At 72.1% G+C, this 21,579-nt stretch carries 15 protein-coding genes and 3 tRNA genes; 9 read left to right on the plus strand and 9 right to left on the minus strand.

From position 1 onward, the window contains the following. Positions 1-64 precede the first annotated feature (64 nt). Positions 65-2,194 (plus strand): prolyl oligopeptidase family serine peptidase, encoded by a 2,130-nt coding sequence (locus tag ACIQOE_RS03615; protein WP_401409439.1) that lies wholly within the window; start codon positions 65-67, stop codon positions 2,192-2,194. Positions 2,195-2,612: 418 nt separating this feature from the next. Here the strand turns inward: ACIQOE_RS03615 and ACIQOE_RS03620 are convergent, their stop codons facing one another. Continuing rightward, entirely contained in the window at positions 2,613-3,932 is a 1,320-nt protein-coding gene (locus tag ACIQOE_RS03620) for an alpha/beta hydrolase-fold protein (RefSeq protein ID WP_401409442.1), read from the minus strand. A 366-nt stretch (positions 3,933-4,298) separates the two neighbouring features. On the opposite strand from ACIQOE_RS03620, the gene ACIQOE_RS03625 reads away from it, so the two are divergent. The 3 genes from ACIQOE_RS03625 to ACIQOE_RS03635 are packed head-to-tail and all read left to right on the plus strand — an operon-like array spanning position 4,299 to position 7,195. Then, entirely contained in the window at positions 4,299-5,969 is a 1,671-nt protein-coding gene (locus ACIQOE_RS03625; RefSeq protein ID WP_401409445.1) for a GH25 family lysozyme, read from the plus strand. Positions 5,970-6,004: 35 nt separating this feature from the next. Further along, entirely contained in the window at positions 6,005-6,421 is a 417-nt protein-coding gene (locus tag ACIQOE_RS03630; protein WP_401409448.1) for a hypothetical protein, read from the plus strand. Between the two features lie 24 nt (positions 6,422-6,445). Then, on the plus strand, positions 6,446-7,195 hold the full coding sequence (locus ACIQOE_RS03635) for a D-Ala-D-Ala carboxypeptidase family metallohydrolase (protein ID WP_401409451.1): 750 nt from the start codon (positions 6,446-6,448) through the stop codon (positions 7,193-7,195). Positions 7,196-7,256: 61 nt separating this feature from the next. Here the strand turns inward: ACIQOE_RS03635 and ACIQOE_RS03640 are convergent, their stop codons facing one another. Continuing rightward, positions 7,257-8,423 carry a helix-turn-helix domain-containing protein gene (locus ACIQOE_RS03640; RefSeq protein ID WP_401409454.1) on the minus strand — a complete coding sequence of 389 codons (1,167 nt, stop codon included), beginning with the start codon at positions 8,421-8,423 and terminating at the stop codon, positions 7,257-7,259. Positions 8,424-8,661: 238 nt separating this feature from the next. On the opposite strand from ACIQOE_RS03640, the gene ACIQOE_RS03645 reads away from it, so the two are divergent. Further along, on the plus strand, positions 8,662-9,495 hold the full coding sequence (locus ACIQOE_RS03645; RefSeq protein ID WP_401409456.1) for an alpha/beta hydrolase: 834 nt from the start codon (positions 8,662-8,664) through the stop codon (positions 9,493-9,495). Positions 9,496-9,823: 328 nt separating this feature from the next. Here ACIQOE_RS03645 and ACIQOE_RS03650 read toward each other — a convergent pair whose 3' ends face one another. The 4 genes from ACIQOE_RS03650 to ACIQOE_RS03665 form a co-directional block, all read right to left on the minus strand. Further along, on the minus strand, positions 9,824-10,180 hold the full coding sequence (locus ACIQOE_RS03650; protein WP_401409458.1) for a PH domain-containing protein: 357 nt from the start codon (positions 10,178-10,180) through the stop codon (positions 9,824-9,826). 458 nt (positions 10,181-10,638) lie between these two features. Further along, a tRNA-Ile gene (locus ACIQOE_RS03655) sits at positions 10,639-10,715 on the minus strand. A 188-nt stretch (positions 10,716-10,903) separates the two neighbouring features. After that, a tRNA-Asn gene (locus tag ACIQOE_RS03660) sits at positions 10,904-10,976 on the minus strand. Between the two features lie 5 nt (positions 10,977-10,981). Further along, positions 10,982-11,054 (minus strand) — tRNA-Asn (locus ACIQOE_RS03665). Positions 11,055-11,198: 144 nt separating this feature from the next. Here ACIQOE_RS03665 and ACIQOE_RS03670 point away from each other — a divergent pair. The 4 genes from ACIQOE_RS03670 to ACIQOE_RS03685 all read left to right on the plus strand — a co-directional run bounded on the left by ACIQOE_RS03670 (position 11,199) and on the right by ACIQOE_RS03685 (position 16,856). After that, the gene (locus ACIQOE_RS03670; protein ID WP_351319744.1) at positions 11,199-11,504 is read left to right on the plus strand and encodes a YtxH domain-containing protein; all 306 of its coding nucleotides are present in this window, start codon (positions 11,199-11,201) and stop codon (positions 11,502-11,504) included. A gap of 93 nt (positions 11,505-11,597) precedes the next feature. Beyond that, positions 11,598-13,052 carry an FGGY family carbohydrate kinase gene (locus ACIQOE_RS03675; RefSeq protein WP_351319742.1) on the plus strand — a complete coding sequence of 485 codons (1,455 nt, stop codon included), beginning with the start codon at positions 11,598-11,600 and terminating at the stop codon, positions 13,050-13,052. A gap of 142 nt (positions 13,053-13,194) precedes the next feature. Beyond that, complete coding sequence (locus tag ACIQOE_RS03680; protein WP_401409461.1) at positions 13,195-14,928, plus strand: ABC transporter ATP-binding protein; 1,734 nt, start codon at positions 13,195-13,197, stop codon at positions 14,926-14,928. Next, positions 14,928-16,856, plus strand: a complete 1,929-nt coding sequence (locus tag ACIQOE_RS03685) for an ABC transporter ATP-binding protein (protein ID WP_365563549.1) — start codon at positions 14,928-14,930, stop codon at positions 16,854-16,856. Before ACIQOE_RS03680 ends, ACIQOE_RS03685 begins: the two co-directional genes overlap by 1 nt. Positions 16,857-16,916: 60 nt before the next feature. Here the strand turns inward: ACIQOE_RS03685 and ACIQOE_RS03690 are convergent, their stop codons facing one another. The 3 genes from ACIQOE_RS03690 to ACIQOE_RS03700 all read right to left on the minus strand — a co-directional run bounded on the left by ACIQOE_RS03690 (position 16,917) and on the right by ACIQOE_RS03700 (position 21,563). Further along, a complete protein-coding gene (locus ACIQOE_RS03690) occupies positions 16,917-18,215 on the minus strand; it encodes an RNA polymerase sigma factor (protein ID WP_365563546.1) in 1,299 nt (432 codons plus the stop codon). Between the two features lie 80 nt (positions 18,216-18,295). Further along, the gene (gene dnaG / locus ACIQOE_RS03695) at positions 18,296-20,194 is read right to left on the minus strand and encodes a DNA primase (protein ID WP_401409463.1); all 1,899 of its coding nucleotides are present in this window, start codon (positions 20,192-20,194) and stop codon (positions 18,296-18,298) included. 103 nt (positions 20,195-20,297) lie between these two features. After that, positions 20,298-21,563 carry an FAD-dependent oxidoreductase gene (locus ACIQOE_RS03700; RefSeq protein ID WP_351319732.1) on the minus strand — a complete coding sequence of 422 codons (1,266 nt, stop codon included), beginning with the start codon at positions 21,561-21,563 and terminating at the stop codon, positions 20,298-20,300. Positions 21,564-21,579: the final 16 nt, after the last annotated feature.

The raw sequence follows: 21,579 nt of genomic DNA on the forward strand, positions 1-21,579 counted from the left end.
GCACCCGCGCGGGCCGGGGAAACCGCTGTGCGCGGCGCGGTGGGCGGGTGGCACAGTGGCGGCCATGGTGATCTCCCCGCTGCTGCGGCAGCTCGCCCGCACCCGCCGCTTCACCCTCGGCGCTCCCGCGCGTGTCACCGTGGCGCGGGACGGAGCCCTCGTCCTGTTCCTGCGCAGCCGGGCCGGGGACGATCCCGTCGGCTGCCTGTGGTCGCTCGATCCGGCGACCGGTGCGGAGCGCCTGCTGGCCGATCCCGCCGCGCTGCTCGGCGACGCGGCCGACGAGGTGCCGGAGGAGGAACGCGTCCGGCGTGAACGCGCCCGCCAGGCCGCCACCGGGATCACCGACTACGCCACCGACGCGGCCGGCCGGCTGGCCGCGTTCGCGCTGTCCGGGCAGTTGTGGACGGTGGACACGGACTCCGGCACCGTCCGCAGGCTGCCCGCCGCCGAGCCGGTCGTCGACCCGCGCCCGTCGCCCGACGGCCGGCACGTCGCCTACGTCGCGCACGGCGCGCTCCGGGTGATCGCGGCCGACGGCGGCGGCGACCGCGCGGTGGCCGCGCCCGGCCCGCAGGAGGGCCCGGACGTCTTCTTCGGGCTGCCGGAGCACGCGGCGAGCGAGTCGATGGCCCGGCACCGGGCCTACTGGTGGGCGCCGGACGGGCAGCGGCTGCTGACCTGCCGGGTGGACAACCGGCAGGTCGAGGTCTGGTGGATAGCGGACCCGGCCGACCCGGCCCGGCCGCCGCGCGCCATGCGCTACCCGCGGGTCGGCACCGCCAACGCCGAGGTGACGCTCTGGATCGCCGGCCTGGCGGGCGGCCTCACCGAGGTCCGCTGGGACCGGGAGGGCTTCGAGTACCTGCCGGTGGCCGGCTGGGACGGGCACGGTCCCCTCGCCGCCGTGCTCAGCCGCGACCAGCGCACGCTCCGGGTGCTGGCCGTCGACCCGGCGGACGGAGCGACCGGGCTCCTCGCCGAGCGGCACGACGAGCACTGGGTGGAGCTGCTGGTGCCCGGCGTGCCGGCGCGGACCGCCGCCGGCCGGCTCGTGACCCACCTCGACCGGGGCGAGACCCGCCATCTGGGCGTCGACGGCGTACCGGTCACACCGGACGGCCTGCAGCTGCACGAGGTGCTGGCGGTGGACGGCGAGACGGTGCTGTTCACGGCCTCCGCGGAGCCCACCGAGCGCCATGTGTGGACGTACCGCCCGGACGAGGGCGTACGCCGGCTGACGGAGGAACGGGGGGTGCACACCGGCGTCCTCGGCGGCGACACGCTGGTGATCATCTCGCGTACGCCGGACCGGCCGGGCTCGTCCGCGGCCGTGTGGCGGCTGACCGCGGACGGCCGGACGGAGCCCGCGGGGGCCGGCCCCGGGCCCGTCGCGATCACCTCGCACGCCCAGCGGCCGCTGCTGGACCTGCGCGTGGAGTCCGCCGCCGTCGGGCCGCGCGCCCTGCGCACGCATCTCTTCCTGCCGTCCTGGCACCGTGCCGGGGACGCCCCGCTGCCGGTGCTGATCGATCCGTACGGCGGCCCGGCGATGCAGAAGGTGCTCGCCGAGCAGGCCGGACACGCCTTCGTGTCGCAGTGGTTCGCCGAACAGGGCTTCGCGGTGCTGGTGACGGACGGCGCGGGCACGCCCGGACGCGGGCCCCGCTGGGAGAAGGAGATCTTCGGCGACCTGCTCGGGCCGGTCCTGGACGACCAGGTCGCCGCCCTGCGCCTGACGGCCGCACGCCGTCCGGAGCTGGACCTCGGCCGGGTCGGCATCCGCGGCTGGTCGTTCGGCGGGACGCTGGCCGCCGCCGCGGTGCTGCGCCGTCCCGACGTCTTCCACGCCGCGGTGGCCGGTGCCCCGCTCACCGACCAACTGCTCTACGACGCCTGCTGGAAGGAGCGTTTCCTCGGGCCGCCGGACCGCCACCCGGAGCGCTACGCGCGGTCGTCGCTGTTCGCCGACGCTCCGCAGCTCGGCCGCCCGCTGCTGCTGACGCACGGGCTGTCGGACGACAACGCGTTCGCGGCCAACACCCTGCGGCTCTCCCGTGCCCTGCTGGCGGCGGGGCGGCCGCACGAGGTGCTGCCGCTGAGCGGGATGACGCACTCCGCACCGGCCGACGACACGTTCGCCCGGCTGCTCGGGCATCAACTGGAGTTCCTGCGCAGGCACCTGACCGGCTGACGGATCCGCAGGCCTGACCCGCCGGTGCCGCTCGCCCGGCGGTCCGGCGTGCGCCGGGCCGCGGAGCGGCGGGTGCTCAGTACGGCAGGATCCGCCCGGAGGGCGTCCTGCGGTCGATCTCCTGTCCCCGGGGAGCGGGCCGACGAACAACGCGTACGCGGATCCGACCGTCCATGACGCCCTCCTCATGCCGAGTCCTGACCGGGCCTGCCGTCCGGTAGGAGGGCCATGCCCCGAGATCGGCACCTCCAAGCCTCATGAGCGCCGCGAGTTGGAAACCCCTTCCCGCCTCCCCATCACCGGATTCGCGCGTCCGGCACCGCCGGGCAGCTGCTTTGACGCGCCCGCAACACGGCGTCATCCGCGCGTAACGGGAGGGGACTTGGCGGCCGCGGCTCCCGCCGCCGCGGGGCGCCGGTCAGCGGCGGGCGGTGGCGCCGGAGCCGGGTTCCGTGCCCTCGGCGCGCAGCGAGCCGTGACCGCCCGGCGCGGGGGCGGCGGGGGTGGGCCGGGACGCGCCCCCGGCCTCGGTCGACCTCTTCGCGGGGTGCCGGGGCACGACGTCCTGCGGGAAGGTCAGCTGGCCGTTCATCCACTTCAGGGCGGCGGGCATCTCCCGTACCCAGGTGGGGAAGTTGTGGCTGCCGTTCTCGGGGAGGATGGAGACGACCCGCATGGGCGCCCGGACCGCCTTGATGAAGGCCTGGGTCTGCGGGTAGCCCTTCTCGCCGTGCCTGCTGTTGGCGACCAGGACCGAGACCTGGGGGACGGGCAGGTGCTTCAGCCGCCACGTCAGGTCGTGCCCGTCGACCCGTGCCTGCCGGTCCGGTCCGCTGCCGAAGAGGTTGCCGGTGGTGGGGTCGTCCTTGACCCGGTAGTCCGGGGACAGGGCGGCGGCCGTGGTGTAGACGCCGGGGTCGCGCATGGTGAGCTGGAGGGCGCAACTGCCGCCCGAGGAGTACCCCATGACGCCCCAGGAGTTCGCGTCGTGCCCGGCCCGGTAGGCCGACCTGATCGCCTCCGGCAGGTCCTTGGCCAGGAACGTCTCGGTCTGCGGTCCGCCGGGGACGTCCACGCACTCGGTGTCGCGCGGCGGGGCGACGGTGGGCCGGATCATCACCATGATCGTCGGCTGCATCTGGCCCTTGGCCTGGAGTTCCCCGGCGGTCTGCGAGACCCGCAGGTGCTGGGCGAGGTTGAAGATGCTGCCCGGGTAGCCGCTGAGCGCGACGATCACCGGGAACCGCATGCGGTGGTACGCCTTCTGGAAGTACTGCGGCGGCAGGTAGACGAAGGCCGGGTCGACCACGCCGGTGCGCCTGCCGACGATCTTGACGGACTCCACCCGGCCGACGGTCGCGGCCGGTCCGTCCGGCAGTCCGTCGACCCGGTTCAACTGCTGGTCGCCCGCGGGCTGCACGAGCGCGCCGTGCACGCTGCTGACGCCGTTCACCGAACCGCCGCCGCTGCCGCCGGCCGCCTGCGTGACGCCGACGGGAGCGGTGTCGACGTCGCCGAACAGCTCCTTCCAGGAACCGAAGAACTGGTACGACGAGTTCACCGCGCACGCGAACGCCGCGACGATCGTCACCTGGGTGACGCCGATGACGGCGAGCCGCCCCAGCACCTGCCACAGCCCCGGCCTGGCGAAGCGCGGCCACAGCCAGACCAGCAGCGCCACGCACAGGACGGCCACCGCCGCCGTCGCGTATACGGTCGTTCGACTGGTCAAACCCATGTGCTCAGTCCCTGACTTCCCTGCCCGTGCCTATGCCCTACGCACAGGAGGAGGGCGCCAGAGCCTTTCCCGTTCCGTAACGAGTGATTCAGGCAGAAGACATTGCCTGTTCCTTTATGTCACATGGTGATCCAAATCGACGGCGCGTTGACGACCGATGGTCACCTGACGTGGACGAAGTCGCCCCCCCCCGGTCCTCACCCTCGTGTCCCAGACGCGTCCCAGAGGCGGTGCCGCCCCGCAGCTCACAGGCGTGCCGGTGTCCCGGCGTCCCGGCCGGGCGCAAGCCGGGCCGGGGCCGGGCGAGCCCTGCCAGCCTGATCCCGGCCGGGAGATCCCGGTCACCGATCCGAGGGGGAACACCAGATGGGACAGAGGACGCTTCTGCGGGGTCTGACCCTCGCCGTGGCAGCGATCCTGCCCCTGTACGGGGCGACGGCGGCACAGTCCGCCACGGCCGCGGCGGTCGCGGTCTGCGGGCACACCAGCGCACAGCCCACACTGCAGGAGGGATCGACGGGAGACCCGACGACCGAGGCGCAGTGCCAGCTCAGCCTGGCGACGAAACCGAGCGGGTACACGCCGATCGCGGCGGACGGCTCGTTCGGGCCGGCGACCCGGACGCGGGTCGTGGAGTTCCAGCGGTGCGCCGGACTGGGCGCGGACGGTGTGCTCGGCCCGCAGACCTGGGCCGCGCTGAACACCTGGGCCGCGCAGCCGCACACCTGCGCGACCCACGGCACGCCGGGCACCGCGCAGGCGTCCGTGTGCGGCCACACGGAGACCCGCCCGAGCCTGCAGAAGGGCGCGAAGGGCACCGAGGTCGAGGAAGCGCAGTGCCGGCTGAACCTGGCCATGGAGCCCTTCCACTACCCGCCGCTGACGATCGACGGCGACTTCGGCGGCGGCACCGAGAGCCGGGTCGTCGAGTTCCAGCACTGCGCCAACCTCAGTGCCGACGGCGTCATCGGCCCCAACACCTGGGCGAAGCTGGTGGACTGGTCCGGCCGCGCCGCGTACTGCACGCCGCCGCGCCCGGCCGGCTACCCGGTCGACGGACTCGACACCGCCAAGTACCAGCACCCCGGCGGCGCCCCCATCGACTGGAAGGCCGTCAAGGCCTCCGGGGTCGAGTTCGCCACGGTCAAGGCCACCCGCGGCCTGAACGTCACCGACGAGTACCTGGCCACCGACCTGCCGGCGGCCCGGGCGGCGGGACTGGCCGTCGCGCCCTACCACTTCTACACGGGCACCGCGGCCGACACCGGTGCCGCGCAGGCCGACCGGTTCATCGCCGCCGTCCGGGCCACCGGTTACACCGGGCAGCGGGCGGGCGACCTGCCGCCGGTGTTCGACCTGGAGCGCATGGACGACGGCACCGGGCGCTGCCCCACCTACGGCACGGTCGCCGACGCCAAGGCCTGGCTCGACGCGGTGGAGGCGGCCTTCGGACGCACTCCGGTCATCTACACCCAGAAGTCCTTCCTGGACGACTGCCTGGGCTCTACCACCGCGTTCGCCCGCTATCCGCTGCAGCTCGCCGACTACCGCCAGTCGATCACCCAGCCGCCGGTGCCGACCGGCTCGGCGACCTGGACGATGTGGCAGTACACCGACGCCGCGCTGTTCCCCGGCATCAAGGCGCCGGCGACCGCGGACGTCTTCAACGGCACCCAGGCCGACCTGGACCGGCTCGCCAACCGCAGCACCGCCACCGTGGCGGCGGCACCCGCCGCGGCGGCCGCGACGACCTGCTACGGCGGGGCCGTCACGGCGCGGTACGGCGACGTCGTCGACTTCGGGCCGTACGTGACCACCAGCCGCTGCACCGACATCAACATGCGGGTCACCGGCGGAACCGCGGAGTACGTCAACGCCTGCGTGAAGTTCGCGAGGACGGGCGTCTGCAACCACTGGACCAGGGTCGGCCGCGGCTGGACGACCATCGCCACCGACGTCCTGGACGGCACCCGGTTCACGGTGCCCAACGGCGTGCCCCTGGAGGGTGACGACGCCGTCGTGCAGCTCGCCTTCTGACCCTCCCTCTCCTCCCACACAGAACGGGGACCACCATGATCCGGAGCACGATCCTGCCCGCGGCCCTGACCGCAGCGGCCGCCCTGCTGGGAGCGGGCGCCGCGCCCGCCTCCGCGCAGACCTCGGCCGCCGCCGCCAGCTGCTACGGCGGCGCGAAGACCCTGACGTACCACTACCAGGCGGCCGCCAAGGAGTACGGCACCTACACCACGTCCTCGCGGTGCAGCGACATCAACCTGCGCCTCGTCACGGACGTGCCGGGCGTGTACCTGGACGCGTGCGTGGTGTTCACCGACCACACCACCAAGTGCAACAACGGTGACGCGTACACCACGCACGGTACCGAGTGGGGGACCGTCGCCACCGACGTCCTGGACGGCACCCACTTCGTCCTGCGCGTGCACGCCTACGACACCGACGCGCAGAACGTGACCTTCCAGATCGCCTACTGACCCGCTCTTCCCGAAAGGACGACCATGACCTCCTCCTTCCGTCCCATGGACCGCCGCACCATGCTGCGCGGCACGCTGGCCGCCGGTGCCGGCGTCGCCTTCGGCCAGCTCCTGTTCTCGGGCACCGCGCAGGCCTACTCCTGGTCGCGCACGCTGACCGAGGGCGCGACCGGTTCCGACGTGACCGAGCTGCAGATCCGGGTCGCCGGCTGGGCGGCGGACAGCGCCGGCCAGACCCGCGTCGGCATCGACGGCGAGTTCGGCCCCGGCACGGCGGCCGCCGTACGGCGCTTCCAGGCGGCGTACGGACTCGGTGTCGACGCCGAGGTCGGCCCCAACACCCAGGCGAAGCTCAACTCGCTGGAGCAGTCCGACGGTTCCACGCTGCACTTCAACTTCAGCGAGTTCGTCAACCAGTCGGACGGCACCTTCAACGGCGGCAAGCTGAGCGCGTCGCAGGTGAAGGAGAACGTCCGCCGCTGCATGTACAAGCTGGAGGCGCTGCGCAAGAAGCTCGGCGACAAGCCGATCACGGTCAACTCCGGCTTCCGCAGCATCGCGCACAACGCCGACATCGGCGGGGCCAGCGACAGCATGCACCTGTACGGCACCGCCGCCGACCTGGACGTACCGGGCGTGGCCAACAAGACCGTCTACCAGAAGGCGGAGACCTGCGGGTTCTCCGGCCTGGAGACGTACACGGTCGACCACCAGCACGTGGACAGCCGGGCCGACCTCGGCCGGGCCTGGTGGTGGGAGAACGGCACGGTGTGACACCGCTGTCGGGGGAGCGGAGCTCCGGGTGCCGCCGCTTCGGCGCCCGGAGCTCCGCGCGTCAGCGCCGCGGTGTGCCGCTGGGCGAGTCGTTCAGCGCCGCCTCGCAGGAGGGCCAGTCGTGGAAGTCGTGCCGGACGCTCCACAGCCGGTGGGCCGCCCTGATGTTCCAGTCCGGGTCGAACGCGCGCATCGGGGTGCCGTGCAGGTCCTGCAACCGGGTGTCGGAGATCTGGAACACGCCCCAGTTGCGGCTGCCGTTGGTGTTGGGCAGCACGTACAGCGGGTCGAGGAACGACGCGCAGCGGGCCACCGCCACCGCGGTGCCGGGGTCCTCGGTGAACACCTCGCGGACCCGTTGCGCCACCTTCGCCGGCGACCAGGTCGTCATGCTCACCCGGTGCGCGTAGAGCGCCTTCTTGGTGGCGTCGTCGACCACGTTGGTGGCGGGCAGCCCCGCGAGCACCTGGAACGCGGTCACCCGGCGCAGCGTCTCCGGCCCGAAGTCCCCGTCGATGGCCAGCCTGCCGTTCGCCCGTGTCAGCAGGGTCTGGACCTCGCGCACGCACTCGTCGTGCTGTCCCATGCTGACCGTCCGGCACGCGGGCGAGTACAGCAGCCCGCCCCCGGCCGACGGCGTGTCGCCCGTGGAGCTGCCGACGGGCAGCCACACGAACCCGGCCACCAGCACGACGGCGGCCACGGCGGCCAGGATCGCCGAGCGCGAGGACAGCCTCTCGGGCAGCCGGGACCGGTGCCGGGCCGCCGCCCGCTCGGGGGTGCCGCCGAGGGGTGTCACCTCGTCCGCGCCGGGCTCCGCCGCAACGGCCCCGCCGGCCTCCGCGGCCTCCTCCCCCGCTTCCGCCCCGGCCGCCGGCTCCGGCTCCGGGTCCGGGTCCGGGACCGGGTCCGCCTCGGCTTCCGGCTCCGCCTCAGGTTCCGGCTCGGGTTCCGGTGTGCCGGACGCGGCCGCCCCGTCCCGGTCGGTGTCCGCCAGCGCCCACAGCCGGTGGAGTTCGCGAAGCTCCTCCGCGCTCGCGCCGCACACCTTGGCGAAGGCGTGCACCACCCGGTAGTCCGCCGGAACGCTGAGGCCGGAGCAGTACCGATGCAGACTGGACCCGCTGACGCCCGCCTCCTTCCCCAGGCGGTCGTACCCGCGGCCGCTGCGGTCCTTCAGCATCCGCAGGCGGGCGGCGAACTTGTCGGTCTGCGGAGAGGCAACCACACGTCCCCCCTTGCTCAAGCCTCCACTGACGGCAAGAAGCTACACCGCGGGAATGAGACGCGTACGTTCTTTCGATATCGCCACGGCGACAGCCAACGACCGCTTCGACAAAGCTGTTTGACAGCACGTCAACGACACGGCTGACGGCGGCGGACCCGTCGGGAACGTCGCCGAATACGCCGGCAGACCCGTCATCTGACGGACGCGCGACGCGGACCGCGTTCCCTAGCCTGCGGCCATGTCCGCACACGACGAACAGCAGATCCAGGCCGCCAACGACTCCGGCAGGACACCCGTGGTCTTCGTCCACGGGCTGTGGCTGCTGCCCAGCAGCTGGGACCGCTGGGTGGAGCACTTCGACCGGGCGGGTTACGCCGCGCTCTCGCTCTCCTGGCCCGACGACCCGGAGACCGTGGCCGAGGCCAACAGCCACCCGGAGGTGTTCGCCGGCAAGACCGTCGGGCAGGTCGCCGACCATCTGGCGGCACTGATCGGGCGCCTCGACCGCAAGCCGGCCGTCGTCGGCCACTCCTTCGGCGGCCTGCTCACCCAGATCCTCGCCGGCCGCGGCCTGTCCGCCGTCTCGGTCGCCATCGACCCGGCGCCGTTCCGCGGTGTCCTGCCGCTGCCGGTCTCCTCGCTGCGCTCGTCCGCCCCGGTGCTCGGCAACCCCGCCAACCGACACCGTGCGGTGCCGCTGACCTACGAGCAGTTCCGCTACGCCTTCGCCAACGCGGTCGGCGAGGAGGAGGCCAAGGAGCTCTTCGAGACGTTCGCCGTCCCCGCCCCCGGCGCCCCGCTCTTCCAGGCCGCCACCGCCAACCTCAACCCCTGGACGGAGGCGAAGGTCGACACCGGGAACCCGGACCGCGGCCCGCTCCTGATCATCTCCGGCGAGAAGGACCACACCGTGCCGTGGGCCATCGCCAACGCCTCCTACAAGCACCAGCTCCACAACCCCGGCGTCACCGAGATCACCGAGATACCGGGCCGGGGCCACGCCCTCACCATCGACCACGGCTGGCAGGAAGTGGCCGAGACGGCCCTGACGTTCATCCGCCGCTTCACCTGACCGTACCGGGCCGCCGTCACCGCTCACCGGCGGGTTCGGCGGCCCGCTCGGGGCGCACTCGCCCTCGGACCCCGCAGGAACACGGCGCCGGCGAGGGCGCCGAGGAGGCCTTCGCGGCAATGGCGACGGCGCTCGTGACCGGCGTCCCCGTGGCGATGCCGACCCGCCGGGTCATGGTCGCGAGCCCGGTGGCCGCACCCTGTTCGCGGTCGGCGAGACCGGATGCGGCGGCGACGGGCGGCTCGCACCGTCGTGATCTCCAGGGACGGCTCACGGACGTCCGCGGACCGTGTCCTCGGTGCGCCGCCGCGTCCCGGCGCGGGCACCGTCAGCTCAGCAGCCCCCAGACGCCCTGGACGACGAGGCCGACCACGGCCCCCGCGAGGGGAACGGCCAGCAGGAACTCCGCGATCCCCGAGGTCCTCCCCTCGGTGACCGAGGCGCCGCCCTCGGCCGGTGCGGCTCGGCGTGCCTCTTCCAGACGGTCGACGAGCTTTTGGTGGCGGCCGGACGACGGCCACCTGGTGAACGCCTGGAGCCGGACCGTCCGCCGGTCGTCCAGGTCGACCACGACGCCCGGCCGCGGATCGTCGCGGATGCCCCGGACGGCCCGCCACGGGATGTCGTACGTCTCGAAGACGTTGTGCACCCTGAGGTTCTCGGGACCCACTTCGACGAACGGCACGAACGTCAGTCTGGCGACCCAGAAGACCACACAGAAGATGGCCCTGGATTCCCCGCCGGGCACATCGTGCGACGTACCCGGCGGGACCGGTTCCGTAGCGTCCGGCTGGCTGAACGGTCCCTCGACGCCGTTCCGGTGGGCCGGGTCGTCGGCGCAGGCGCCCCGGTGCTTGGACGGACCAAGTCCGCGTGGGTGACGGGGTGGTCGGCGGAGCAGGCGTGGCCGTCGGGGCTCTGCCCGTCCGTGGTGTCCAGCACCGGGTCGGCACTGATGAACTGACCGATGAGGCGCAGTACCGGCTGGCCCGCTTCTTGCCGGACTTGAGAGGGACCTCGGTGCCGCCGAGGCAGAGGACGGTCTCCCCGTCGCTCGCCGTGCCGTGATGGGCGAGCAGGCTGCCGTCCGCGAGAGGCCCAACTGGCCGCCGCAGGTGAAAACGTTCCTGCGCGGGTAGGAGGTGGTGGGGCGGGTGGGACTCGAACCCACGGCCGACGGATTATGAGTCCGCTGCTCTAACCGGCTGAGCTACCGCCCCATAGCGGCGTGTCGCGTACAAGTGTGCGCGCCGTCTGCCGCAGCATAGCCGCTCATACGATCTCCTGCTTCGGATGGTCGGCTTCTGCGGCGCTCACGACCTTGAGGACATCGGCGCAGGCCCAGCGGTTCCCGCGGGCACGGAACGGACATGAAAAAGGACCCCCGCAGGGGTCCTCGTTCAGCATGCTCCCCCGACTGGACTCGAACCAGTAACCTGCCGGTTAACAGCCGGCTGCTCTGCCAATTGAGCTACGGAGGACCGAGCTCCCCCGACTGGACTCGAACCAGTAACCTGCCGGTTAACAGCCGGCTGCTCTGCCAATTGAGCTACGGAGGAATGCCTCGTTGCATCGAACGTACCTACCTGGGTATTCGCCAGTGGGCGCCCGCTCGCTGCGACACATACATTAGCGCAAGCAGGGGGGTGCTCCGCCAATCGGTACTCCCCGACGAGACTCCCCCCGAGGGAAGGGTGGCCGCAATGCGCTACAAGCTCACGTTCGTCGCCGGGCTCGCTCTTGGCTACGTACTGGGTACCAGGGCCGGACGCGAGCGATACGAGCAGCTGAAGAAGTCCGCCCGCCAGGTCGCCCAGAACCCGGCGGTCCGCAACACCGCGGAGACGGCCGCCCAGCAGGGCCGGGTCTACGCGGGCAAGGCATTCCACTCGGTCAGCTCAAAGGTCGGGGACCACGTGCCCGACTCGGTGACGGCCCGGGTCCGGTCCCTGCGCGAACGCAACACCAACGGCGCGGCGCCGGACGACTGGGGCACCGGCAACGGCTGACCGCTCCGCGTCCGCACCCGCGGCAGGGCACGCGTCGCCCCGGAAGGCGCCCGCCGGGCGAACCACGGCGGCGCGTGCGGCAGAATTTCGGGCATGGGGATAGTCGCCGGGTTGGACAGCTCACCGGATTTCACGCGCATCGTGGTCTGCGACACGGACACGGGTGCGGTGCTCCGCCAGGGATACGCACCGCACCCGGTCGACGCGCCGGACGGCGCGGCGCGGCCCAGTGACGTCGATCCGCAGGCCTGGCTGCTCTCGCTCGGCGAGGCGGCCGGCGGCGGACTCCTGGAGGGCGTGCAGGCCATCGGCGTCTCCGCGCAGCAGAACGCGCTGATCCCGCTGGACGCCCAGGGCAACACCGTCCGCCCGGCGATCGTCGGCGGCGACCGGCGCGCCCAGGTCGCGGCGGCCGATCTCATCGACGCGCTCGGCGGCCGGGAGGCGTGGGCGCAGGCGGTGGGCTGCGTGCCGCAGGCCGCGCAGCCGGTGACCAAGCTGCGCTGGCTGGCGAAGGCGGAGCAGGAGAACGCCCGCCGCACCGCCGGGCTGCTGCAGGCCCACGACTGGCTGGTGTGGCAGCTGCTCGGGCGGCCCGTGCGCAGGACCACCGACCGCGGCGGCGCCTCCGGGACCGGCTACTGGTCGGCCGCCACCGGCGGCTACCGGCCCGACCTCGTCGAACTGGCCCTCGGCCACCAGGCCATGCTGCCCGAGGTGATCGGGCCCGCGGACGCGGCCGGTACGACTCCGGAGGGGCTGCTGATCTCCGCGGGGACCGGCGAGACCATGGCCGCCGCCTTCGGGCTGGGGCTGGGCTTCGGGGACGCCGTGGTGTCGCTCGGCGCGTCCGGCTCGGTGATGGCGGTGCACCCGGAGGCGCTCGCCGACACCTCCGGGATGATCACGTCGCTGGCCGACGCCACCGGGATGCACCTGCCGGTGGTGACCACCCTGAACGCGGTGCGGACCCTGCGCGGGACCGCCGAACTGCTCGGCCTGCCCGATCTGGAGAGTCTGTCCGACCTCGCGATGAAGTCGACGCCGGGCTCGCACGGCCTGGTCATGCTGCCGTACCTGGAGGGCGAGCGGACGCCGAACCTGCCGCACACCGCCGGGACGCTCGCCGGACTGCGCCGGGAGTCCATGAAGGCCGAGCATCTCGCGCGGGCCGCGTTCGAGGGCATGCTGTGCGGGCTCGCGGACGCGCTGGACGTGCTGCGCGGCCGGGGCGTGGAGGTGCGGCGGATCTTCCTGCTGGGGCAGGCCGCCGAGCTGTCCGCCGTCCAGGCGGCGGCGCCGATGCTGTTCGGCGCGCAGGTCGTCGTACCGCAGCCGGCGGACTACGCGGCGATCGGGGCGGCCCGGCAGGCGGCCTGGGCGCTCGGGGTCTCGCAGGGGACCCTGGACCCGCGGACCCCGCCGGTCTGGCAGGGCGCGGCGGCCCAGGTGCTGGAGCCCGGGGACGAGCTGGCCGTCGGGCAGGCGGTGCGACAGCAGTTCGTGTCGGTGCGGGAGCAGACCCATCCGGGGGCGTTCCGGGCGTAAACCGGATGAAGGGTCTGTCCGCCGTCAGGTTAATCGGTTGAGGTAACACGGGTGGAGTGTCGGACGATAGGGGCCTAGGGCAAGCGATCCCGCCTCCCGGGCAAGCGAACCCGCCCCCACCGCCGACTCCGAGAGACCCAGCGTGCTCATACGACTTCTGCGGACCTATCTCAGGCCCTACAGGAAACCCATCTCGATCCTGGTGCTGCTGCAGTTCCTGCAGACCTGCGCCACTCTCTACCTGCCCACGCTCAACGCGCACATCATCGACAACGGCGTCGTGAAGGGTGACACGGATTACATCCTGTCGTTCGGCGCCCTGATGATCGGCATCTCGCTCGCACAGGTCGTCTGCAACATCGGTGCCGTCTACTACGGCGCCAAGACCGCCTCGGCGCTCGGCCGGGACGTCCGCGCCGCCGTCTTCGACCGGGTGCAGTCCTTCTCCTCACGTGAGGTGGGTCACTTCGGAGCGCCCTCCCTCATCACCCGTACGACCAACGACGTACAGCAGGTCCAGATGCTGGTCCTGATGACGTTCACGCTGATGGTGTCGGCGCCCATCATGTGTGTCGGCGGCATCGTCCTCGCTCTCGGCCTGGACGTACCGCTGTCCGGGGTACTGGTCGCCGTCGTCCCCGTGCTCGGCATCTCCGTGACCCTGATCGTGCGCCGGCTGCGGCCGCTGTTCAGGTCCATGCAGGTACGGCTCGACACCGTGAACCGGGTGCTGCGCGAGCAGATCACCGGCAACCGGGTGATCCGCGCGTTCGTCCGCGACGAGTACGAGCAGGGCCGGTTCGGCGGGGCCAACAAGGACCTGACCCAGATGCAGCTGGCCACCGGCAACATGCTCGCGCTGATGTTCCCGATCGTCATGACGACCGTGAACGTGTCCTCGATCGCCGTGGTCTGGTTCGGCGCCCACCGCATCGACAGCGGCCAGATGGCGATCGGCGACCTGACGGCCTTCCTCGCCTACCTGATGCAGATCGTGATGTCCGTGATGATGGCCACCTTCATGTTCATGATGGTGCCGCGCGCGGAGGTCTGCGCCGAGCGCATCGAGGAGGTCCTGGACACCGAGTCCAGCGTCGTCCCGCCGCTCGCCCCGGTCACCGAGCTGCGCCGGCACGGTCATCTGGAGATCCGGGCCGCCGGGTTCCGCTATCCGGGGGCCGAGGAGCCGGTGCTCAAGGCCGTCGACCTGGTGGCCAGGCCCGGTGAGGTGACCGCGGTCATCGGTTCCACCGGCAGCGGCAAGTCCACCCTGCTCGGACTGGTCGCGCGGCTCTTCGACGCCACCGACGGCGAGGTCCTCGTGGACGGCGAGGACGTCTCGGGTCTCGCGCCCGAGCTGCTCGCGCAGACCGTCGGCATGGTTCCGCAGAAGCCCTACCTGTTCGCCGGGACCGTGGCGACGAACCTGCGGTACGGAAACCCGGACGCCACCGACGAGGAGCTGTGGCACGCGCTGGAGGTGGCGCAGGCCAAGGGCTTCGTCGAGAAGCTGGAGGGCGGCCTGAACGCGCCCATCGCCCAGGGCGGCACCAATGTCTCCGGCGGCCAGCGCCAGCGCCTGGCGATCGCCCGTACGCTCGTGCAGCGCCCGGAGATCTACCTCTTCGACGACTCCTTCTCCGCCCTCGACTACGCGACCGACGCCGCTCTGCGCGCCGCGCTCGCCGAGGAGACGGCGGAGGCGACCGTCGTCATCGTCGCCCAGCGGGTGGCGACCATCAGGGAGGCCGACCGGATCGTCGTCCTCGACGAGGGACGGGTCGTCGGCACCGGCCGCCACCACGAACTCATGGCCGGCAACGAGACCTACCGGGAGATCGTGCTCTCCCAGCTGACGGAAGCGGAGGCCGCCTGATGGCCGGGCCCATGGGACGCATGATGGCCGGGGGCGGCCCCGACCAGCGCTCGATGGACTTCAAGAACTCGGGCAAGCGGCTGCTCGCCCGGTTCAAGCCGGAACAGCTCACGATCTACGTGCTGCTGTTCTGCGTGGTCGCGAGCGTCACCCTCAGCGTGATCGGCCCCAAGATCCTGGGCCGCGCCACCGACCTGGTCTTCGCCGGTGTCATCGGCAAGCAGATGCCGGCCGGGGCCACCAAGGAGCAGGTCCTCCAGGGCATGCACGAGCGCGGCCAGGGCGCGATCGCCGACATGCTGAAGAGCACGGACTTCACGCCGGGCCAGGGCATCGACTTCGGCCGGGTCGGCGACGTCCTGCTGTTCGCGCTCTGCACGTACGTCGTCGCCGGCCTGCTGATGGCGGTGGCGACCCGGCTGGTCAACCGGTCGGTCAACCGCACGATGTACCGGCTGCGCGAGGACGTCCAGGCGAAGCTGTCCCGGCTCCCGCTGTCGTACTTCGACAAGCGGCAGCGCGGCGAGGTGCTCTCCCGGGCGACCAACGACATCGACAACATCGGCCAGACGCTGCAGCAGTCGATGGGCCAGCTCATCAACTCGCTGCTGACCATCATCGGCGTGCTCGCGGTGATGTTCTGGGTGTCCTGGATCCTGGCGCTGGTGGCGCTGTGCACGGTGCCGCTGTCGTTCCTGATCGCCACCCGCATCGGCAAGCGCTCGCAGCCGCACTTCGTGCAGCAGTGGCGCACCACCGGCAAGCTCAACGCCCATGTCGAGGAGATGTACACCGGGCACACCCTGGTGAAGGTCTTCGGCCGGCAGCACGAGTCGGCGCAGCAGTTCGCCGAGCAGAACGAGGCGCTGTACGAGGCCGGGTTCAAGGCGCAGTTCAACAGCGGTGTGATGCAGCCGCTGATGATGTTCGTGTCGAACCTGAACTACGTGCTGGTGGCGGTCGTCGGCGGTCTGCGGGTGGCCTCCGGCGCGCTGTCGATCGGTGACGTGCAGGCGTTCATCCAGTACTCCCGGCAGTTCTCGATGCCGCTGACCCAGGTCGCCTCGATGGCCAACCTGGTGCAGTCCGGTGTCGCGTCGGCCGAGCGGATCTTCGAACTCCTCGACGCCGAGGAGCAGGCGGCCGACCCGGTGCCGGGCGAGCGTCCGGCGGAGCTGCGCGGGCGGGTGGCGCTGGAGCACGTGTCGTTCCGGTACGACCCGCAGAAGCCGCTCATCGAGGACCTCTCGCTGACGGTGGAACCGGGCCACACGGTGGCGATCGTCGGCCCGACAGGCGCCGGCAAGACCACCCTGGTCAACCTGCTGATGCGGTTCTACGACGTGTCCGGCGGCCGGATCACCCTGGACGGCGTCGACATCACGCGCATGTCCCGGGACGACCTGCGGGCCGGGATCGGCATGGTGCTCCAGGACACCTGGCTGTTCGGCGGCACGATCGCGGAGAACATCGCCTACGGCTCCTCCCGCGAGGTCACCCGGGGCGAGATCGAGGAGGCGGCGCGGGCGGCCCACGCGGACCGGTTCGTACGCACCCTGCCGGACGGCTACGACACGGTGATCGACGACGAGGGCACGGGTGTCAGCGCCGGTGAGAAGCAGCTCATCACCATCGCGCGGGCGTTCCTGTCCGACCCGACGATCCTGGTGCTGGACGAGGCGACGTCCTCGGTCGACACCCGTACCGAGGTGCTGATCCAGAAGGCGATGGCCAAACTGGCGCACGGGCGGACGTCGTTCGTCATCGCCCACCGGCTGTCGACGATCCGGGACGCCGACACCATCCTGGTGATGGAGAACGGCTCGATCGTCGAACAGGGCGCCCACGCCGACCTGCTGGCGGCGGACGGTGCCTACGCGCGGCTGTACAAGGCGCAGTTCGCGCAGGCGGTGGCCGAGGTGGACTAGCCCCGGTCCGGATGCGACGCAAGAGGGGGCCGCCCGCGGGCGGCCCCCTCTTGCGTCGGTTCAGTCCAGGTAGCCCCTCAACTGGTCCGCGAAGGCGTGGTCCCGGAGCTTGTTGAGGGTCTTCGACTCGATCTGCCGGATCCGCTCCCGGGTCACCCCGAAGATCCGCCCGATCTCCTCCAGCGTCCGCGGCCGCCCGTCGGCCAGGCCGTACCGCAGCTGGACGACCTTGCGCTCCCGCTCGCCGAGCGTGGACAGCACCGCCTCCAGGTGCTCGCGCAGCAGCAGGAACGCCGCCGACTCCACCGGGCTCGCCGCGTCGCCGTCCTCGATGAGGTCGCCGAGGGCCACGTCGTCCTCCTCGCCGACCGGCGCGTGCAGGGAGACCGGTTCCTGCGCCAGGCGCAGCACCTCTCCCACCCGTTCCGGCGCCAGGTCCAGGTGCGCGGCGACCTCCTCGGGCGTCGGCTCGTAGCCCCGCTCCTGGAGCATCCGGCGCTGGACGCGCACCACCCGGTTGATGAGTTCCACGACGTGGACCGGGACCCGGATGGTGCGGGCCTGGTCGGCCAGGGCGCGGGACATGGCCTGGCGGATCCACCAGGTGGCGTACGTGGAGAACTTGTAGCCGCGGGCGTAGTCGAACTTCTCGACGGCGCGGATCAGGCCCAGGTTGCCCTCCTGGACGAGGTCCAGCATGGTCAGGCCGCGGCCGACGTACCGCTTGGCCACCGAGACGACGAGCCGCAGGTTGGCCTCGATCAGGCGGCGCTTGGCCATGCGGCCCATCACGACCAGCCGGTCGAGGTCCAGGGCCAGCTCGCTGTCGAGGTCCGGCGCGCTGCCCAGCTTCTCCTCGGCGAACAGGCCGGCCTCGACACGGCGGGCGAGTTCGACCTCCTCGGCGGCGGTGAGCAGCGGGATGCGGCCGATCTCGCGCAGGTACTGGCGGAACAGGTCGGCGGAGGGACTGCCGGTGTCGACGCGGACCGCGCGGGCGGGCTCCGGGTCGGGCTCCGGGGCGTCACCCGCGAGGTCCTCGGCGGCCGGGCCCTCGGCCTCCTTGGGCTGCTCGGGCTCCGTCTCGGGGTGGAGCGCGAGCCGGCTCTGCGGTGGCACGCCGGCGTATCCGCCGGCGTCGGCCGCCGGCTCGTCCGTCAGCGCGCCGTCGGTCTGGGTCAGGGTCTGGGTCTGCACGGGGGCGACCTCCTGGATGATCGCTGCCAGGGGGTGCGGCAGCGGTACTTCGGGGGCGGAGACGACGGCCTCGCCGCTGTCCGTCCCGTACGCGATGAGTGGAACGGCGGGGGTGTGGGACCCGTCCGGGACGGGCCGGCCGCGCTCCGAGGACTCAGGCACCGCCCCCAGTGTGGGGTACGACACATCGCCGCCACGAGGGGCGTGCGGTGACTTTTTGCGTCCGGCCCGTGACCGCGTGCTCAGAGCGCCGCGGCGCCGCGCTGCCTCAACGCCTGGTCGTACTGCTGGAGGACCCACAACTCGTTCTGTACGGAAGCGAGTTGGGCGGGGTCTCCGTGCTGGCCGAGCCGGGTCAGGGTGACGTGGATCTCGGCGACCCGGCGTTCGACCGCGCGCCGCCGGACGGTGACCAGCTGGGCGCCCGCGTAGGGCTCGTCGACGTTCCTGGCCCTGATGGGCTCGACGGCGAGCTCGGTGACCATCGACTTGACGGTGTCGTCGGGGACGGCTTCGAGGACCTGGTGCAGGAACTCCTGGGGTTCGTGGACGCCGTACTCCACGCCGCCGGTGTCGAGGATGGCCTGGCAGACGGCCGCGTACGGCGCGGCGGTGAACTCGTCGACACCGAAGGCGTCGAAGACCGGCGACACCAGCTCCGGGCGCTGCAGCGCCAGTTTGAGCAGTTCGCGCTCGGTGATGTAGACGGGGTTGCGCAGGGTGAGGGACGGGCCGGAGACGGCCGGCCGCGGCGCCGCCTCCTCGTATCCGCCCTGGCGGGTCCGCGAGGGTCCGGGACGCTGCCGTCCGCCGGTGCGCCGGCTCGTCGCGCCGACGCGTTCCACGACGTACTGCTCGTCGCGGATGCCGACCAGTCCCGCCAGCTGCACCGCCACCTCGCGCCGCTGCGTGACCTCCTTGATCTTCGCCACCACCGGCACCGCCTCGTCCAGCGCGGCCGCGCGGCCGCCCGGCGTGTCGAGGTCGTAGCGGTCGACGATCTGGCGCAGCGCGAACTCGAACAGCGGCACCCGCGGTTCGGTCAGGTCGGTCACCGCCTCGTCGCCCTTGGCCAGGCGCAGCTCGCACGGGTCCATGCCGTCGGGCGCGATGGCGATGTACGTCTCGGCGGCGAACTTCTGGTCGTCCTCGAAGGCGCGCAGGGCGGCCTTCTGGCCGGCCGCGTCACCGTCGAAGGTGAAGATCACCCGGGCGCTGCCGTTGTCCATCAGCAGCCGGCGCAGGATCTTGATGTGGTCGCCGCCGAAGGCCGTGCCGCAGGTGGCGATCGCGGTCGTCACCCCGGCCAGGTGGCAGGCCATGACGTCCGTGTAGCCCTCGACCACGACCGCGCGGCTGGCCTTGGCGATGCTCTGCTTGGCGAGGTCGATGCCGTACAGGACCTGGGACTTGCGGTAGATCGCGGTGTCGGGCGTGTTGAGGTACTTGGGCCCGTTGTCCGCCTCGTACAGCTTGCGGGCGCCGAAGCCGACGACCTCGCCGCCGATGTCCCGGATCGGCCACATCAGCCGTCCCCGGAACCGGTCGATGGGGCCGCGCCGCCCCTCCTGCGACAGCCCGGAGAGGACCAGTTCCTTGTCCGTGAAGCCCTTGCCGCGCAGATAGCGGGTGAGGTGGTCCCAGCCCTGGGGGCTGTAGCCGACGCCGAAGTGGACGGCGGCGGCCTGGTCGAAGCCGCGCTCGGCGAGGAAGACCCGGCCGGCCTCGGCCTCCGGGCCGGTGGCGAGCTGTTCCGCGAACCAGCCGGCGGCGATCTTGTGCGCCTCGACCAGCCGGATCCGTTCGCCGCGCTGGTGGGAGGGGTTGTACCCGCCCTCCTCGTACCGCAGGGTGATGCCGGCCAGTCCGGCCAGCCGCTCGACGGCCTCCGAGAAGGAGAGGTGGTCGACCTTCATCACGAACGTGATGGTGTCGCCGCCCTCCTGGCAGCCGAAGCAGTGGAAGAGTCCCTTGCTCGGGCTGACCTGGAAGGACGGCGACTTCTCGTCGTGGAACGGGCAGAGTCCCTTGAGGTTCCCGCCGCCCGCGTTGCGCAGCTGGAGATACTCGGACACGACGGCGTCGATCGGGACCGCGTCCCGTACCGCCTTCACGTCCTCGTCATTGATCCGTCCTGCCACGGGTGAATTCTACGGTCACCCGAGCCCCCCGAAGAGGCGCGGGCAACGGCGCGGGCAACCGCATCGCGCCCGCACCCGCGGCGCCGCGGCCCCCGGCGGCCCCTCAGGCGCCGAGGCTGCCCAACGGCACACGCGGATCCGCCAAGGCGTCCGTGTCCACCACGGCACCCGAGACGATCAGCTTCTGGATCGGCTCTGTGACATCCCACACGTTCACGTTCATCCCGGCCAGCACCCGGCCCTCCTTCAGCCAGAACGCGATGAACTCGCGCCGGCCCGCGTCGCCCCGGATGACGACCTCGTCGTAGGAGCCGGCCGGCGCCCAGCCGCTGTACTCCATCCCGAGGTCGTACTGGTCGGAGAAGAAGTACGGCACCCGGTCGTAGGCGGCCTCCCCGCCGAGCATCGAGCGGGCCGCCGCCGGGCCGCCGTTGAGCGCGTTGGCCCAGTGCTCCACCCGCAGCCGGGTGCCGAACAGGGTGTGCGGGAAGGAGGCCACGTCGCCGGCGGCGTAGACGTTCGGGTCGGAGGTCCGCAGCCGCTCGTCGACGACGATGCCGCCGCCGTGCTCCCGGTCGGCGATCTCCAGCCCGGCCGCCTCGGCGAGCCCGGTGCGCGGCGCCGCGCCGATCGCGGCGAGCACGTCGTGCGCCGGGTGCTCCTCGCCGTCGTCGGTGCGGGCGGCGAGCACCATGCCGTCCTGGCCGACGATCTCGGTGAGCCGTACGCCGAAGCGGAACCGGACCCCGTGCTCCTGGTGGAGCTGGGCGAAGACGTTGCCCAGCTCGGGTCCGAGCACGCCGTGCAGCGGGGTCGGGCCGTGCTCGATGACGGTGACCTCGGCGCCGTAGGTGCGGGCCGCCGCCGCGACCTCCAGCCCGATCCAGCCCGCGCCCGCGATCACCAGGTGCCCGTTGTCGCGGCCGAGGGCGGCGAGGACGCCCTTGAGGCGCTCCGCGTGCGCGAGGCGGCGCAGGTGGTGGACGCCGGCCAGGTCGGTGCCGGGGATGTCCAGGCGGCGCGGTTCGGCTCCGGTGACCAGCAGCAGCTTGTCGTAGCGGACGATCGTGCCGTCGTCACCGAAGCGGACGGTCCTGGCGGCGCGGTCGATGCGGTCAACGGTCTGGCCGAGGTGCAGTTCGATGTCGTTGCGGGCGTACCAGGCGGGCTCGTGCACGAAGACGCTGTCGCGTTCCTCCTTGCCGAGCAGGTAGCCCTTGGACAGCGGGGGTCGCTCGTACGGGTGGTCGCGTTCGTCGCAGATCAGTATCACCCGGCCGGTGAAACCCTCGGCCCGCAGCGTCTCGGCCGCCTTCGCGCCGGCGAGTCCGCCACCGACGATGACGAATGTCTGGTCCGCGTCGACCACTTGAAGCCTCCTCGTA

The organism is Streptomyces sp. NPDC091282, assembly GCF_044757385.1.
Classification (GTDB): domain Bacteria; phylum Actinomycetota; class Actinomycetes; order Streptomycetales; family Streptomycetaceae; genus Streptomyces; species Streptomyces gramineus.